This is a genomic window from Rhizobium sp. BK008 (assembly GCF_014197345.1).
GTDB classification, from domain to species: domain Bacteria; phylum Pseudomonadota; class Alphaproteobacteria; order Rhizobiales; family Rhizobiaceae; genus Rhizobium; species Rhizobium anhuiense.
This window is the reverse complement of record NZ_JACIFK010000003.1, coordinates 566,370-579,427: the sequence shown is the minus strand read 5'-3', so window position 1 is coordinate 579,427 and position 13,058 is coordinate 566,370. Positions and strand designations below refer to the sequence as shown.

The window sequence follows — 13,058 nt, the reverse complement described above, 5'->3', positions numbered from 1 at the left end:
CGACTTAAATCAATGTTCACGCATGTATTCCATGGTGATTGTGCTTGGCCGGCAGATTTCCCAACCGGATAATTTCGAAACAGGCCCGGCACGATGCACGAGGCACGCATGACACCCAAGTCGTCTTCAATGAGCAGCTCGGAGCGGCGCATGCCGTTCACGGTGGTGAAATTTGCCGAGGCGACGAAATTATCCCTGATCTCGATCGACAGCCACGGAGATATCGACTTCGTCAATCCCTCCGCCTGCGCGCTGTTCGGCTACACCAAAGGCGAGATGATCGGAAAGCCCATCACTATCATCATCCCGGAGCGGATGCGGGGCGCCCACATGGCAGGGCTGCAAAAAGTGTCGGCGGGGCAAAAGCCAAATCTCGGTGGCAGGCCGGTCGAGGTGTCGGCGGTCAGGAAGGACGGCACGGAGTTTCCGATCGAAATCACCCTGTCGACCTGGCGTGGCAAACGCGGCTTCTGTGCTGGCGCCGTCATCACCGATATTTCAGAGCGACGGGAGAAGGAAGGGCGACTGTTGCGCCTGGCAAGCCAGGATACCCTGACGGGACTGCTTAATCGTCATCGCTTTTCCGCGCTGCTTGCCGATACGCTTGCTGCGGGAAACGCTGCCGCCATCATGCTCTTGGACCTGGATGGCTTCAAGGAAGTCAACGACACGCACGGACATTTGGTCGGCGATTGCCTTTTGCAGGCCGTCGGTGTCAGGCTCCCATACACGCTGCGTCCTGACGCTCATATTGCACGTGTCGGCGGCGACGAATTTGCGGTGCTGTTGCAGGATGTAAGCGACCCGCGTGCCGTTTATGCCCAAGCCGATGCTATCCTCCAGGCATTTGCAAAGCCGTTTGAACTCGGCGGACATGTCCTGGAACTCGGCACCAGCATCGGCTTTGCTCTTTCACCGGCCCACGGGGTGGAAGCCGAAGAGCTGATTGCCAGTGCCGACTACGCCCTGTATCGAGCGAAAGCCGCAGGCGGACACTCGATCCGGATGTATGACGCCACCATGCGAAGCGAGACGTCGGCGCGGCGCGAACTGCGCGATGAGCTTCTTGCCGGGATGCGTCAAGGTGAGCTGGAGCTCTTCTATCAGCCCCAGGTCAGACTCTCCGACGGAAAAATCATCGGGCTCGAAGCATTGATCCGCTGGCATCATCCCACCCGGGGCCTGCTGACGCCTGGAGCCTTTCTTCCTGCTCTCGATCAGAGCGCATTGGCTCTGGATATTGGCTGGTGGACGCTTGACGAAGCAGCAAAGCGCGCCAGCGAACTGCAGGCGTCAGGCTACAAAATCAAGATCGGCGTCAACCTCTTCCCGGGGCAACTCCGCGGCCCCAATCTCATCCACAAAGTGGCCAACGCACTTCAAAGGCACTCCCTTGCACCCGAGGGACTGGAGCTCGAAGTCACCGAAACGATCGCACTAGCCGATGACGATCGTTCTCTGGAAGCGATGACGGCCCTACGGGAGCTTGGCGTTGGCATCGCCTTCGACGACTTTGGAACGGGATATGCCTCGCTCAGTTCCTTGCAGCGCTATCCACTGACGACGCTGAAGATCGATCGCGGTTTCATCCAGCAGATCCGCAGCAGGCCGAACGATGCTGCGATCACACGCGCACTGATCGGGCTCAGCCGAGACATGGGACTGGACACCGTCGCGGAAGGCATTGAAACCCGCGAACAGGAGGAGGCTCTCTTGGCCTTGGGTTGCCCATATGGCCAAGGCTACCTCTTCGGTCGGCCTATGCCGTTCAGCGCGGCCGTCGGTGTCATTGAGCAGAATGCAGCATCCACCCCGCCCAGAGCTGACTGCATTTGATGCAGTCCCGCGATGCATCCGACGCTTCGCCTTGTCAGCTATGGCGTGCCGGGAAACTCCGGCGTCAGCAGTTTTGACCATCGCCGCGAGCGATTTTAGTTGCCGCGGCGGCGCGATAGTAGATTTCAGTCACCCGAAACCGACCCTCGAGGCGTTTGCACTGGACGATGACGTCGATCGCGATCTTCAGCATCGCGCGTATGTCGTTTCGCTCCAGGTCCCGCCCGCCGTCGGATTCCTTCACCAGCAGTGTCAGCTGTTCGAATGCAAGGTCGGCGGAGTCGGCGTGCACCGTTGTGATCGAACCCGGATGGCCTGAGTTCACATTGCGAATGTAGTAGAACGCGGTGCCGTCGCGCAGCTCCTGCAGAAGAATGCGATCCGGCCGCATGCGCAGGCAGGATTCGAGCAGATCCTTCGCCCCGACTTTCGCCAGCCCTTGGCCGCCCTTGGAATAGAAGAGACGGACGTGGTTCGGCTGCGGGATGACGAGCTCCGGCGTGTCTTCAATCGAGATGATGCGTTCGCTCGACGGGATATGGCGAATCAAGGCTTTCGAGAGCGTCGTCTTGCCGGATCCTGTCGCCCCGGAGATGATGATGTTCTTGCGTGCGTAGACGGCCTCTCGCAGAAATGCCTGGTAGGACCCCGTTCTATAGAATTCCAGAAGCCTCCGGTCGGCCGAGGAGATGTCCGCCTCTTGCCTCGCAACCTCGGCGAACAAGCCGCCCTGGTCAAGATCGTTGAGGCTGAGCGACACGGAAGACGGTTTTCTGATCGTGATGCTAACGGTTCCCTTCGTCGTAGCGGGCGGGATGACGATCTGGATCCGCTCGTCGCCGGGCAGCGTTGCCGAGAGGATGGGCCGGGTTTCGTCGATCGACTGGTTGGAAAAGCTTGCGACAGCGCGCGCCAGACGCATCAGCTTGTCGAACGACAGCTCCGGCAGATCATGGGCCTGCCACCCGGCCGTGCCCTCGGTGACCACCTGGGTCGGCCAGTTGACGATGATCTCATAGAGGGATTTGTCGCGCAGGAAGGGCGACAGGGGTGCCAACAGCTCTCGCACGACGCCTGAATCGGCTCCCTCTGTCATGGCGGGCTATTTCGTGACCAGGGTCGAGGCTGGCGCGAAGTCCCCGAGAACCGCCCGATCGTAGACTCGGTTGCGCGGTTCCGTCACGCGGAGGCGATAGACGCTCGAGAAATCGAGATCACGCGCAACGAAGATCGAGACGAGCTCCCCTTGATGCTTCAATAGCGTCGGCGCAATGTTGATCGACTGCTCGACGGCGATGGTCGCGGCCTGCTTGCCGGCGCTCGTCGTGTTGTCTGCATCGACATCGCTGTCCTGCAGCTGGCTGTTGACGTAGGAGGTGGCGTCGCCGACGATCGACAACAGGATCGCGCTGCCGAAACGCTCCCACCAATGGGTATCGACGTAACCGTCGACTCCGGCACGCCCAAGGGCGTCGGTTGCCGGCGACGCCAGGGTGATGATCACCCCCTTGGGCGTCTTTGCCCGGTTCCAGAGCACAAACAGGCGCTTCTGGCCGCGGCGAAGGCCGCCGCGATATTCGCCGACCACCTGCGTGCCCTTCTCCATCAGCACGACCCGGCCGTTATCCGAAAGGACGTCGCGGCTGATGACACAGCTCGTGAACCCGGGTTGGTCCGACGACAGTGCCGTCTCCAGAACGCATGGAATGGAGGTTCCCATGGCGACGATGAAGTCGCGATTCCCAAGCGTGCCGGCGCGCGAGCCCTGCAGCTGGGTCGGCGTCAACAGCCGATTGAAGCGCTGGTCCTCGTTTTCGGCCTGGGCACCGGGACCGCCCGAGTTGCTCCCGAGCGGAACGTAATTTGACGCGGTATCGGCGCTGGCGTCCTGGTCTCGAGAATGAGACGGAGAGGATTGCTTCCCACCATAGGCGATGACCGGCGCGCGGCGGGCAGCGTCGAGAAGCTTCTCGTCCTCGCCCGCCTGTTCGGGCATCCCGGGTGTTGGCAGCAGCGTTTCCGGCGGCGTGGCGACCGGTTGGACCGGTTCCTTCGCCGGCTCGAAATCCGACGTCTGCCGGATGACGACGCGTTCGGGCTGGATGCCATCTACGGGCTTATCCTGGCCGCGCATCGACCAGAGGGCAAAGCCAACGAAGGCGACGATGGCGAGCGCCACCGCACCGCGTCTCACCGTCGGATTGCTGTCGAGACCGCGGCCCGTCGTCGTTTCGGCGCGCTCACCGGGAATGTGGGTGCTGTCTTCCTCGGCCATGGCGTCCTCCTATTGTCCTGCCACAGCCTGCGTCTTCACGACGCGCTCGACAGAGGGTGAGGTCGTATTCGTATCGGGATCGATGCCAATACGGTCATAGGCCTCGTTGAAGACGCAGAGGACGTCGCCTCCCCTGCGCAGGATGAACTTGCGGCTGATCGCGTGCACCAGCACCAGGTTGTTCTCGACGGACTTCGGCACGAGGCTCTCGCTGCCGTCGGAATTTTCCATGTAGATCGCCGGCATTTCCTGGTTGCCGGCAAAGGAAAAGGTCGTGACCTTGCCATTGTCGTAGACGGCCTGCGGTTCAAGTGCCGAGGTCCCTTGAGCCGAATAGCGCCAGTTGCGTGGCCCATAGGCCTCGTGGAGAGCCAGAACCTTGTCAGCTTCTCCGGCCTGAGCTGCTTGCGCGCGGGCAGCGGTCTCCAGCCTCCGGCGTTCGGCCTCGTCGGCGGGATAGCGATACTTCACATAGAAGTAGGTGTTCTGCCCGGCCTCGACGCTGCCATCGCGCACCGTCAGCTCCATCTGGTAGCTGCGGGTCGAGCCATCCCGCCTGGTCGTGACGACCGAGATGTTCGTCACCGGCTGGTTTTCGCGGGGTTTTAAAAACAGGATGTTGCCGGCCGGCGCCACTTCCCACGCGACGCTGTTGCCGAGTGCCACATGGGCGATCTCCTCATCGGCGGCGAACTCTATCTGCACCGAAGACCGCAACGTGCCGACAATCTTGGTGATGTTATAGGGCTGGTAGTCGATGAAACGGACGCGGCTATCCTGCGATGCGCCTCGCGGGATATCGAGCGCCAGCGCGGTCGTGGTGAGTCCTGCGGTCACCGTCAGGGCGATGAGGAAACTCTGCTTCAATTGATGGCCTCCGGATCGGCGCGATATTCGCTGACGGCAAAACCAAGCGGATTGGTCAGCCGGTCGGTCGAGGACATCGGCGCGTTGACATAAGAAAAGGTGAGCGTCGCCACCCAGTGGGTGGTCCGGACGTCGTCACCACGCGTGACGGTCCTGGTATAGCGCACCGATACGACATTGGCGTTGATCAGCGAGATCGAGACGATGTTGACGCGTGCCGTCGCGCCGCGGCCATAGATATTCTGCGGAGAGTCCGGATTGCCGCCTCGGTAGATCGCCGCAAAACGCGTCTGCTCCGGCTGGGTCGAGAGCAGAGCGACGGTGCGAAAATTCTCCTCGGCCTCGCTCCAGACATAGGCTTCCCGCGCACGCACATATTTGGCGGCGAAATACTTGGTCACCGCCTCGTCGTAGCTGCCGGCAGTCGACGTCAGCGCCGAGACGACGTCGACGATGCCGGTCGAATTGTCGACCCGAACGACGAAAGGCTCGACCGTCTTCAAAGGCGTCAGCCCGGCAACGGCGACGATCGAGGTGGCGGCAAGCACGCTTGCGGCAATCGCGATAGACCAGGCGATGCGCGCCGACCGCTCCACCTGGACCAGCCGATCCTGATCGAAGCGGCGTGCCCTTTCGAAATAGCTCTTCAGACTGTCGGTACTCACGATCTCACCCCTCCTCGCATGGCCGATAGGAACCCGCGGCATCGAAATGCGCGAAGTCGGCTGGCCCCTCCGTCAGCGGCTCTTTTCCATAGGAAGACACCTGGCCGGCCGCCGTCGCCGGGACTGCGTCATTGCCGCTTTGCTTGGCGGGCTTGTTGTCCTCCCACTGCCACATGGCGCGGTTAAGCGGCCGGCGCGAATAGCCATCGCATTTGGGCAAAGGATGGGACCTCGATGCGCAGCCGGTGAACTCCAAGGCAAGGAGGAGCGAGACGATAATGCGGATCATTGAAATGCAAACCTCTGAAACATTTGTCGTGGAGAAGTCGTCTTCCGGCCCCTCAAGATCTGAGACGGCGGCCGACGGAACGGGCGCCGCGACCAACAGCTCTGGCACCATGCGAGGCGGCCCAGGCGAGCGTGCCCTCATGGGCGTCTCGGGCAGCACCATAGCCGTAGGTCAGCGACGCCCCGCCCGCTGCAAGCGCTGAGGCGATTCCGGGCAGTTGGTAGAAGACGTAAAGGGCAGCAAGGCAGATGGCGCAAAGGGCGACCGGGCGCATCATGACATCGGTATAGCTTTCGACCGCCGTGAAGGTCGTGTCGATACAGCTGATCAGCAGTGAACCGATCGCGACGACCAGGACCTGGAGAATGACGAAATTGGCGAGCTGACCGATCCAGGATTCGGTAAAACGACGGGTGGACTGGAACATCGCCAGCGCCACGAAGATCGGCCCGATGGCCAGCACGATGGCGAGCGCCAGCCGGGCATAGAGCGAGACGATATAGCCGATCGCAGCCACCGTGAAGCTCGCGCCGATGGCCATCATCCCGCCGATGCCGTTGACGATGTCGGCAGGCCAGGTGGCACGCGCCCAGATGTCCTTGGCGCATTTCTGGCCCTTGTCGAGCAGGCTGTCGAAGGTGGAGGCACTCGGTGCGCTACCCGAGTTCAGCGCCTGGGAAATCTCGCGCGGCAGCGTCTCGAAGAAAATCTTGGTGACATAAGTCTGATATTCGCTGGCGTTGCGCACCAGCATGACGATGATCGCAAGTTTCATCGCCCGGAAGGCGAATTCGACAATGGGCTCCTGGACTGAGCCCCGAAGGACGAGGTAACCATAGAGCACGACGTAGAGCGTCAGCGCCGCGGTGAGCGGGCCGCTGATCCAGCTGGCGATGTTCGACGTGCCCGACGAGATGAAATTCTCGAGCGGCGACTTGAACTGACCATCGACGAAGCTGAAGACCTGGTACATGGCTCAGCCTCCAGGCGTAGTGCGGAGCCACAGCTTCCAGTGCGCCGCCTCGGCGTTTTGGCAATTGGGCGTCTGACGCAAGGCGCCAGGGTTGCTGCGGCATTCGCTTGTGATCTTCGCGAGCAGGGCCTGATCAGCCATCAGTTCGTCGACGGTATAGATCTTGTCGCCCTCGCCGAAGCAGCCGGAAAGCGCAAGCGCGGCGATACCAGGAACGAGATATTTCATTTGAGCGCCTCTGCCATGGCATCCAGGCGCTTGCGCCAATCCTCGGCCCTGCGCTGGTCGTCGACCTGAACCTGTGCCTGCTGGACCATCTGCAGAGCCTGCATGCGCAGCACGTCGGTTTGCAGAAAGGCGGTTTCGGCCTGCAGGCGTGCCTGAAGGTCGGCGATATCCTTGGCGTCGGCTGCACCCGAGATCTGCTGGCGTAGCTGATCGATGCCGTCGATGCGCTTGGTGGCGGCATCGTAGATCTGCTGGCCGAGGCTCATCTGCCCGGCATTCTGGTTCTGAGCGCGGGCCAATTCTTGCGCATAGAAATCATTGGCATCGGTGCGATAGGTCGAATTTTCTTCGAGGAATTTCGAGGCGGAGGTGGCGAAGACACCGCTGCCCGAGCCTTTGAGCAAGCCTTCGATGGCATTGAAATCCTGCGGCAATGCCTTGCGGATCGAAGGGTCGTTCAGCAGACCGGCGACATCGGCCATGTTGGTAAGCTTGTTCAGCGATGCGTAAAGCTGCTGCGCCTGCTGGAGCTGCTGATTGAGCGTGTCGAGCTGGGATTTCAGCTGAGTGATGCTCTCGATCTGCTTGGCGATCGCCGTCTCATCGATGACCGGAATGCCCTGTGCGAATGCCGTTCCAGCCGGCAACAGTGCAACCATCATCGCCAGAGCAAACTCTATTCTGATCCTCTCCATCAATCCGTCCTCCTTCTTTGCCGAAACACGGGTAGCCAGTCTTCCAGCCGGTCGCCGATCTCCGCCCGGATCGTCTCGGCGAGTTCGACGTTGGCGGTGCGGCCGGACAGGATGTCGAGCTCGTCGTCAAAGCCCCTGAGGTTCAATTCGGCGACGACGCTGTTGTGGCCCTGCTTGACGATGAAGCGCCGGCTTTCGACCGAAAGCTCGCGCGAGAGCAGTTCGAATTCGCGCTCCGTCAGTTTGAACCCGTCGACGTAATCGCCATGGTCGCCGCGCGGATTGGGAAGGAAGATCTGCGTCGGGCACTGCTCGATGATCGTATGGGCAATCGGCGAGACGATCGCGTCGCGCGGGCTTTGGGTCGCAAACAGCATCAGGCCGTTCTGTTTGCGGATCGTCTTCAGCTTGTTCTGCGCGAGGTCGCGAAAGCCTTCGTCCTGCAGCGCCTTCCAGAACTCGTCGATGACGATGATGATGCGCCGCCCGTCGATCAGTTGCTCGATGCGGAAGAACAGGTAGGCCATCAACGGGGTGCGGATTTCCTCATTGTCGAGGAAGTCGGTCATGTCGTATCCGATGAACTTGGCGCCGATCCCGATGTCGTCGGTTTGGTTGTCGAACACCCAGCCGAGCGGCCCACCCCTTTCCCACCGCCTGAGCCGCGCCGCGATGCCTTCGGGATCGGTATTGTTGAGGAAGGTGCGCAAGGCGCCGATCGAACGCCCTTCGACCGGCAGGTCCGCCAGCCCGTCGATCGCCGAGGCGATGTCGCGCAGCTCCAAGACCGTCAGTTGACGCTTTGCCGACCCGACCAGCTGGCCGACCCAGCGGGCGAGGAACACCTTGTTTTCCGGGGTGAGTTCAAATGCCTTCAACGGCGCGCAGCCGGTGGCGACACCGTTTCGAAGCGGCAGGTAGGTGCCACCCGCGGCCCGGACGAACAGGTCGGCTCCGCGATCCTTGTCGAAGAAGACCATGTGCGGATCATGTTTTTCGAGCTGGGACAGCATGAAGTTCAAGAGCACCGTCTTGCCCGTGCCGGACGGGCCGCAGACGAAGGTGTTGCCGAGATCGCTATGGTGGAAATTGAAATAGAAGGGCGAACCGGAGGCGGTCTTCAGCATGGCGACGGCCGGTCCCCATTCGTTGCCGTCTTTCCTGCCGGCGGGATAGGAATGGAAAGGGGAAAGTGCGGCAAAATTTCGCGAGGTGATGGCGCCCGATCTTGCCCGGTAGCGGAAATTGCCCGGCCCCTGCCCCCCACCAGGCCGCCTCAAGGCCAAGATCCTCGCGGGCGACGACCGCACCCCCATTGGTGAGATAGGCGCGTGCCTTGGCCATATTGTCGGTGAGTTCCTTCACCGAGGGCGCAAAGACCGACAGGGCCAGATGATGTTCTCCAAGCACGAAGCGGTTCGATTCCAGATCGTCCATGGCATCGGCCAGCTCTTCGATCTGCGACGCCGCCTTGTCGCCGGCGCTGACCATCTGGTTCTGCTTGCGCCCCATGATCGTGCGCGCATCGGCTTTTGCGACGAAGGCGAAAGATTGCGTCAGGATAAGCTCGAAGGGCGCCGTCAGGATGCCGTCGAGCATGCCGCTGCGGGTGGTCGCCGGATATTCCTTGAACCCGAATATGCCGGCGTAACGGCTTGCGGCCTCATGACGGATCTCGACGGTCTCCCGCCCGAAGATCACCCGGTGCGAATAGATCGCCGAGGATATACGGCCTTCCGTCAGCGGGACGCGCTCGCGCCGGCCGCCGACGATCTGATGCAAAACCTCGCTCGGCTCGGAAAAGACGATCTCGTCCTGTTCGTAGAGGCAAAGCACACGAGGCTCGAAGCGTTTCAGCCCGGCGGTCACGTCGGAGACCTTGTCCCTCAGATGCTTCAGGGCATCCTCATCAAGCTCGACACGGTCGCGGCGCGCCTTGCGCAGGCGGGAGAGAAGATGGGCGGCTTTTTCTGCGGGATCCCGGCCCGGATGCCAGACAAGCGAGAGGTAAAGATCATTGCGAAACAGATCCTCTTCGATCATGCGGTCGCGATATCGAGCGTTCAGACCTTGCGAGAAGGGGTTGGCGAAGGCTCCGTCCGGGTAGGCGTTGTCGCGGCGGCGGATGACATGAGTCCAGAGCGCCAGATGGTCGTCGGCGATGTTGCGGTAAAGCGTATTAAGATCGCGGTGCAGGCTGTTGAGGTCCAGGACATCGGCAGTTTCGAAGGATATGCCTTCAAGCGCGACCATCACCATCAAGGCCCTGGATTCGAGCGCGATCGTCGTCTCGTCGACATGACGGACGTATGGAATGAAAGTTTCGGGCCCGAGTTCGCGCGAGCGAAGCGTTGCGGTGCTAGGCAAAGCTCAAATCCTTTTCGTCATAGCGCCGGATGAGCCTCAGGGGCGACAAGCTGGCGCCGCCCCAATAGGCGGCGTTGCGCGACCGGCCGCGGGTCTCGATCCAGGAGATCAGGATGCGGAACATGTTGTGGTCATGCTTGACGAGCGTGCGGAATATGAAATGGAAGACGACGCCGACAAGTGCGTAGGCGATCGATCCCGCGGTGATATAGAGGATGGTCGTCAGCATGACGTTGACGCCCATCGCCTCCATCGTCACGCCGGCAATCATCGCCGGGCGCGTGCAGGCAAGAAACAAGATATCTTCCTCGATAGCGGCGGCTGTTTGCATGATGATCAGCTTCCGACGATCGTATTGACGAGTTCCGTCGCACCAAAGATTCCGCCGATGCCGATAATCCAGAAACCGGCGCGGCGAAGATCCATGTAGCCGAACATCCAGGCGATGCAGATGATGATGACGGCGATGACCGCAAGCAGCCTGGCAATATTGCCGGTCAGCATGTCGACGATGTTCTGCAGGACGGTTTCGACGCCGGCCGCCTGCGCGAAGGCCGGCTCTACCAGGCAGGCGCTGATGACGGCGGCCATCAGGAGAGGGGCTGCGACAGGGCGAAAGTCTGCTCTTGAGATCATTTTCGTTGCTCCGATCGTTCGTCTTGAAACACGAGAACCTGGGATGACCGCCGGACGTTGAAGACGTCCCACGATGCGGCTCCGCCGGATTGGGAAAGCAATTGTGTAGCCGGCGATATCTCCCGCCTGGCTGACGGGTCCGCGACAGGGGTTTCTTGCCGCGGCTCGGCGATAGTGAGAGACGCAAGGTCGGAAGGCAGGCGGCTCATTTCCTGGCGGACCTCAGCGTCATATTTGATCATTTCGCCAACAGACGGATCGTCACGCCCGTAGTAGGACTGAAGCATCACCTTTTCGGCTTGCGTCGCATCGGCCCCGGAGCGCAAGGCAAGGCGGTAGTAGCCATCGAGCAGAGTGGCCGTCGCCTTGAGGTTCAAGCAGGGATCGAACGCATCCGAAATCGAAAGCTTCAGTCTGCCCAGCTCCGCCGCCCCAATGCCGCCCAGACCGATCCGGATGTCCTGCCGATCGGCAACAAGGGAGGTCGCGCGCTCGATCGCCTCCGCCTTCGACGCGGGTTGGCGCTCAGGCGGCGGACCGCTGTTGATATCAATGGCGAGTGGATTGAAGCCGCTCTCCAGACTGACGACGGCGGCAAGCGTCCTGACGTCCACCACGGGTGCGCAGTTCTGGGCGAGATCAACGAATGCCACAGCCATAGTTCAGTACCAGACCCGTTGCGTGCCCATCCCATCGATGGTGACGTCGACATAGTGGGGCTGCGATCTCACCATCGGGCGAGCGGTCGCATAGCCCATGCATTGGCGCCGACCATTGACCAGCTGCCATCGCGGCGCCAAAACCGAATTGTTGCTGGAACTGCTGCTCTCCCCGAGATCGGGGCAGAACGCGTCGCTCACCGGCTGAAGGGCGATCGACACGCAGGTTATTTCCTGCCCGCGCGGACCATAGTCGCTTTGCAGCCGGTATCCGCTTTCGCAGTAATACGGCTCATAGCCCGGGCGGGAACTGTGGAAGGTGGCGCCGCTGCAAGTGGGGAACGAATGCCCCTCGGCAAGCTCGCGCCAGAGCTTTTCGATCGGCGGGCGGCATTCTGCAAACTGCGTCGGGCCTCCGGGGTTGGAAAGGCACAGAATAACCTCGCAACCCCACTCATTTGCTTGCGCCCTGCCTGGTGAATTAAGATAGGGTGGCAATATGCAGCAGGCCGCGACAACCGTGTTGAACAGAAGGTTTTTCATGAGCACGACCCTTCAAAGACGTCCCATTGCGGAAGAGGTAGCGTGGTGCTAGTGCGATTTATACTGATTTATATAACACAGTAAAAAGACATGACAAGAGCAATTGCAACCCAGTGGCGTAATCTGGCTTTCTCAGGCCTTATCCTGCATGAGATCCTCGATCACCCCCAGGAAGACGAGACGCCTCAGGCAAGGCTGAAGCAGGTCGGCATGATGACGGTCCTCTACAGCATGAACCAAGCGCACCAGAAGCTAACTCTTTCCAGCATCATGGAAATCACGTCTCTGACGCGCAGCGGCGTCAAGGAGACGGTGGACCTTCTGGTGAGGCGAGGAATGTTGACCGAGACGATCGTCAAGAACTCTATGGGTCGTGGAACGGCGCGTCAGTTCGAGATCTCGGAAGCGCTTCTGGAGAAGCTAAGTTCGTTCGGAAACGAATGAGCGGCGGATTTAAGTGACGTTTTTCAGATCGTCCAGCATTCGGCTGCCATACCCTCCGGCGGATGATCTGGTAAACTGAGCTCATGATGACACCCGATCAATACAGTTTTCGCAGAGCGACACTGGACGACCTTGATTTGCTCATGGAATGGCAATCAAAGCCTCATCTGCGTGAATGGTGGAATTCGGATGAGCCATAACGATGAAGAGGAGTTGGCTGATCCTCGGGTAGCACGCTGGATTGTTTCATCCTTCGGACTTCCCTTCGCGTTCATGCAGGACTACACAGTCCATGGGTGGGAAGATCACCATTTTGCCAAACTTCCCGAGGGTTTCGCGGGGAATTGACCAATACATTGGCGACCCCGATACGATCGGTGTTGGGCACGGATCAGCATTTATCGGCGCCAGAATGCAGGCTCTCTTTGATGAGAAGGCGCCGTGATCGCAACCGATCCTCATCCTGGCAACGAACGAGCGATTGCCGTCTACAAAAAACTGGGTTTCGAGCCGTTCGGACCGCCTCAGGAAACTCGGTTGGGGCCTGATCTTGCCAATGAGGCGCTAAGGGCTGGCAATCC

General features: G+C 60.7%; 14 protein-coding genes and 2 pseudogenes. 3 read left to right on the top strand and 13 right to left on the bottom strand.

The annotated features are described in order from the left end of the window. Positions 1 to 108 precede the first annotated feature (108 nt). Positions 109 to 1,836 (top strand): putative bifunctional diguanylate cyclase/phosphodiesterase, encoded by a 1,728-nt coding sequence (locus FHT69_RS17435; protein ID WP_246780731.1) that lies wholly within the window; start codon positions 109 to 111, stop codon positions 1,834 to 1,836. A gap of 64 nt (positions 1,837 to 1,900) precedes the next feature. Here FHT69_RS17435 and virB11 read toward each other — a convergent pair whose 3' ends face one another. From virB11 to FHT69_RS17370, 13 genes and pseudogenes are all read right to left on the bottom strand, one after another. Next, positions 1,901 to 2,932 carry a P-type DNA transfer ATPase VirB11 gene (gene virB11, locus FHT69_RS17430; protein WP_183905693.1) on the bottom strand — a complete coding sequence of 344 codons (1,032 nt, stop codon included), beginning with the start codon at positions 2,930 to 2,932 and terminating at the stop codon, positions 1,901 to 1,903. A gap of 6 nt (positions 2,933 to 2,938) precedes the next feature. Further along, a complete protein-coding gene (gene virB10 / locus FHT69_RS17425) occupies positions 2,939 to 4,111 on the bottom strand; it encodes a type IV secretion system protein VirB10 (RefSeq protein ID WP_183845064.1) in 1,173 nt (390 codons plus the stop codon). A gap of 9 nt (positions 4,112 to 4,120) precedes the next feature. Continuing rightward, positions 4,121 to 4,978, bottom strand: coding sequence for a P-type conjugative transfer protein VirB9 (virB9, locus tag FHT69_RS17420; protein WP_097542447.1), 858 nt, complete (start codon positions 4,976 to 4,978; stop codon positions 4,121 to 4,123). Then, a complete protein-coding gene (locus FHT69_RS17415; protein WP_097595557.1) occupies positions 4,975 to 5,646 on the bottom strand; it encodes a virB8 family protein in 672 nt (223 codons plus the stop codon). The genes virB9 and FHT69_RS17415 overlap by 4 nt, the downstream gene beginning before the upstream one ends. Position 5,647: 1 nt before the next feature. Then, positions 5,648 to 5,932: a hypothetical protein gene (locus FHT69_RS17410; protein ID WP_097595445.1), complete on the bottom strand. Its 285-nt coding sequence runs from the start codon at positions 5,930 to 5,932 to the stop codon at positions 5,648 to 5,650. Positions 5,933 to 5,984: 52 nt separating this feature from the next. Then, positions 5,985 to 6,905 (bottom strand): type IV secretion system protein, encoded by a 921-nt coding sequence (locus FHT69_RS17405; protein WP_183905692.1) that lies wholly within the window; start codon positions 6,903 to 6,905, stop codon positions 5,985 to 5,987. A 3-nt stretch (positions 6,906 to 6,908) separates the two neighbouring features. After that, positions 6,909 to 7,133, bottom strand: a complete 225-nt coding sequence (locus tag FHT69_RS17400; RefSeq protein WP_183905691.1) for an EexN family lipoprotein — start codon at positions 7,131 to 7,133, stop codon at positions 6,909 to 6,911. Beyond that, positions 7,130 to 7,828, bottom strand: a complete 699-nt coding sequence (virB5, locus tag FHT69_RS17395) for a P-type DNA transfer protein VirB5 (RefSeq protein ID WP_097630248.1) — start codon at positions 7,826 to 7,828, stop codon at positions 7,130 to 7,132. The genes FHT69_RS17400 and virB5 overlap by 4 nt, the downstream gene beginning before the upstream one ends. Then, a pseudogene (locus FHT69_RS17390) lies at positions 7,828 to 10,195 on the bottom strand (VirB4 family type IV secretion/conjugal transfer ATPase). The gene virB5 and the pseudogene FHT69_RS17390 overlap by 1 nt, the downstream one beginning before the upstream one ends. Next, positions 10,188 to 10,526 carry a type IV secretion system protein VirB3 gene (locus FHT69_RS17385; RefSeq protein WP_097542452.1) on the bottom strand — a complete coding sequence of 113 codons (339 nt, stop codon included), beginning with the start codon at positions 10,524 to 10,526 and terminating at the stop codon, positions 10,188 to 10,190. The pseudogene FHT69_RS17390 and the gene FHT69_RS17385 overlap by 8 nt, the downstream one beginning before the upstream one ends. Positions 10,527 to 10,531: 5 nt before the next feature. Further along, positions 10,532 to 10,831: a TrbC/VirB2 family protein gene (locus FHT69_RS17380; protein WP_097542453.1), complete on the bottom strand. Its 300-nt coding sequence runs from the start codon at positions 10,829 to 10,831 to the stop codon at positions 10,532 to 10,534. Next, positions 10,828 to 11,490 (bottom strand): transglycosylase SLT domain-containing protein, encoded by a 663-nt coding sequence (locus tag FHT69_RS17375; protein WP_183905690.1) that lies wholly within the window; start codon positions 11,488 to 11,490, stop codon positions 10,828 to 10,830. The genes FHT69_RS17380 and FHT69_RS17375 overlap by 4 nt, the downstream gene beginning before the upstream one ends. A gap of 3 nt (positions 11,491 to 11,493) precedes the next feature. Further along, complete coding sequence (locus tag FHT69_RS17370; protein ID WP_183905689.1) at positions 11,494 to 12,033, bottom strand: hypothetical protein; 540 nt, start codon at positions 12,031 to 12,033, stop codon at positions 11,494 to 11,496. A 90-nt stretch (positions 12,034 to 12,123) separates the two neighbouring features. On the opposite strand from FHT69_RS17370, the gene FHT69_RS17365 reads away from it, so the two are divergent. Both FHT69_RS17365 and FHT69_RS34820 read left to right on the top strand, forming a co-directional pair. Continuing rightward, complete coding sequence (locus FHT69_RS17365; RefSeq protein ID WP_097622511.1) at positions 12,124 to 12,477, top strand: MarR family transcriptional regulator; 354 nt, start codon at positions 12,124 to 12,126, stop codon at positions 12,475 to 12,477. A gap of 83 nt (positions 12,478 to 12,560) precedes the next feature. Continuing rightward, a pseudogene (locus FHT69_RS34820) lies at positions 12,561 to 13,045 on the top strand (GNAT family N-acetyltransferase). The last annotated feature ends 13 nt before the right edge of the window (positions 13,046 to 13,058 follow it).

Bases quoted from the DNA above. Each gene is read 5' to 3' on its own strand.
- FHT69_RS17435 (WP_246780731.1), top strand. From the start codon at position 109: ATGACACCCAAGTCGTCTTCAATGAGCAGCTCGGAGCGGCGCATGCCG.
- virB11 (WP_183905693.1), bottom strand. From the start codon at position 2,932: ATGACAGAGGGAGCCGATTCAGGCGTCGTGCGAGAGCTGTTGGCACCC.
- virB10 (WP_183845064.1), bottom strand. From the start codon at position 4,111: ATGGCCGAGGAAGACAGCACCCACATTCCCGGTGAGCGCGCCGAAACG.
- FHT69_RS17410 (WP_097595445.1), bottom strand. From the start codon at position 5,932: ATGATCCGCATTATCGTCTCGCTCCTCCTTGCCTTGGAGTTCACCGGC.
- FHT69_RS17405 (WP_183905692.1), bottom strand. From the start codon at position 6,905: ATGTACCAGGTCTTCAGCTTCGTCGATGGTCAGTTCAAGTCGCCGCTC.
- FHT69_RS17400 (WP_183905691.1), bottom strand. From the start codon at position 7,133: ATGAAATATCTCGTTCCTGGTATCGCCGCGCTTGCGCTTTCCGGCTGC.
- virB5 (WP_097630248.1), bottom strand. From the start codon at position 7,828: ATGGAGAGGATCAGAATAGAGTTTGCTCTGGCGATGATGGTTGCACTG.
- FHT69_RS17385 (WP_097542452.1), bottom strand. From the start codon at position 10,526: ATGCAAACAGCCGCCGCTATCGAGGAAGATATCTTGTTTCTTGCCTGC.
- FHT69_RS17380 (WP_097542453.1), bottom strand. From the start codon at position 10,831: ATGATCTCAAGAGCAGACTTTCGCCCTGTCGCAGCCCCTCTCCTGATG.
- FHT69_RS17375 (WP_183905690.1), bottom strand. From the start codon at position 11,490: ATGGCTGTGGCATTCGTTGATCTCGCCCAGAACTGCGCACCCGTGGTG.
- FHT69_RS17370 (WP_183905689.1), bottom strand. From the start codon at position 12,033: ATGAAAAACCTTCTGTTCAACACGGTTGTCGCGGCCTGCTGCATATTG.
- FHT69_RS17365 (WP_097622511.1), top strand. From the start codon at position 12,124: ATGACAAGAGCAATTGCAACCCAGTGGCGTAATCTGGCTTTCTCAGGC.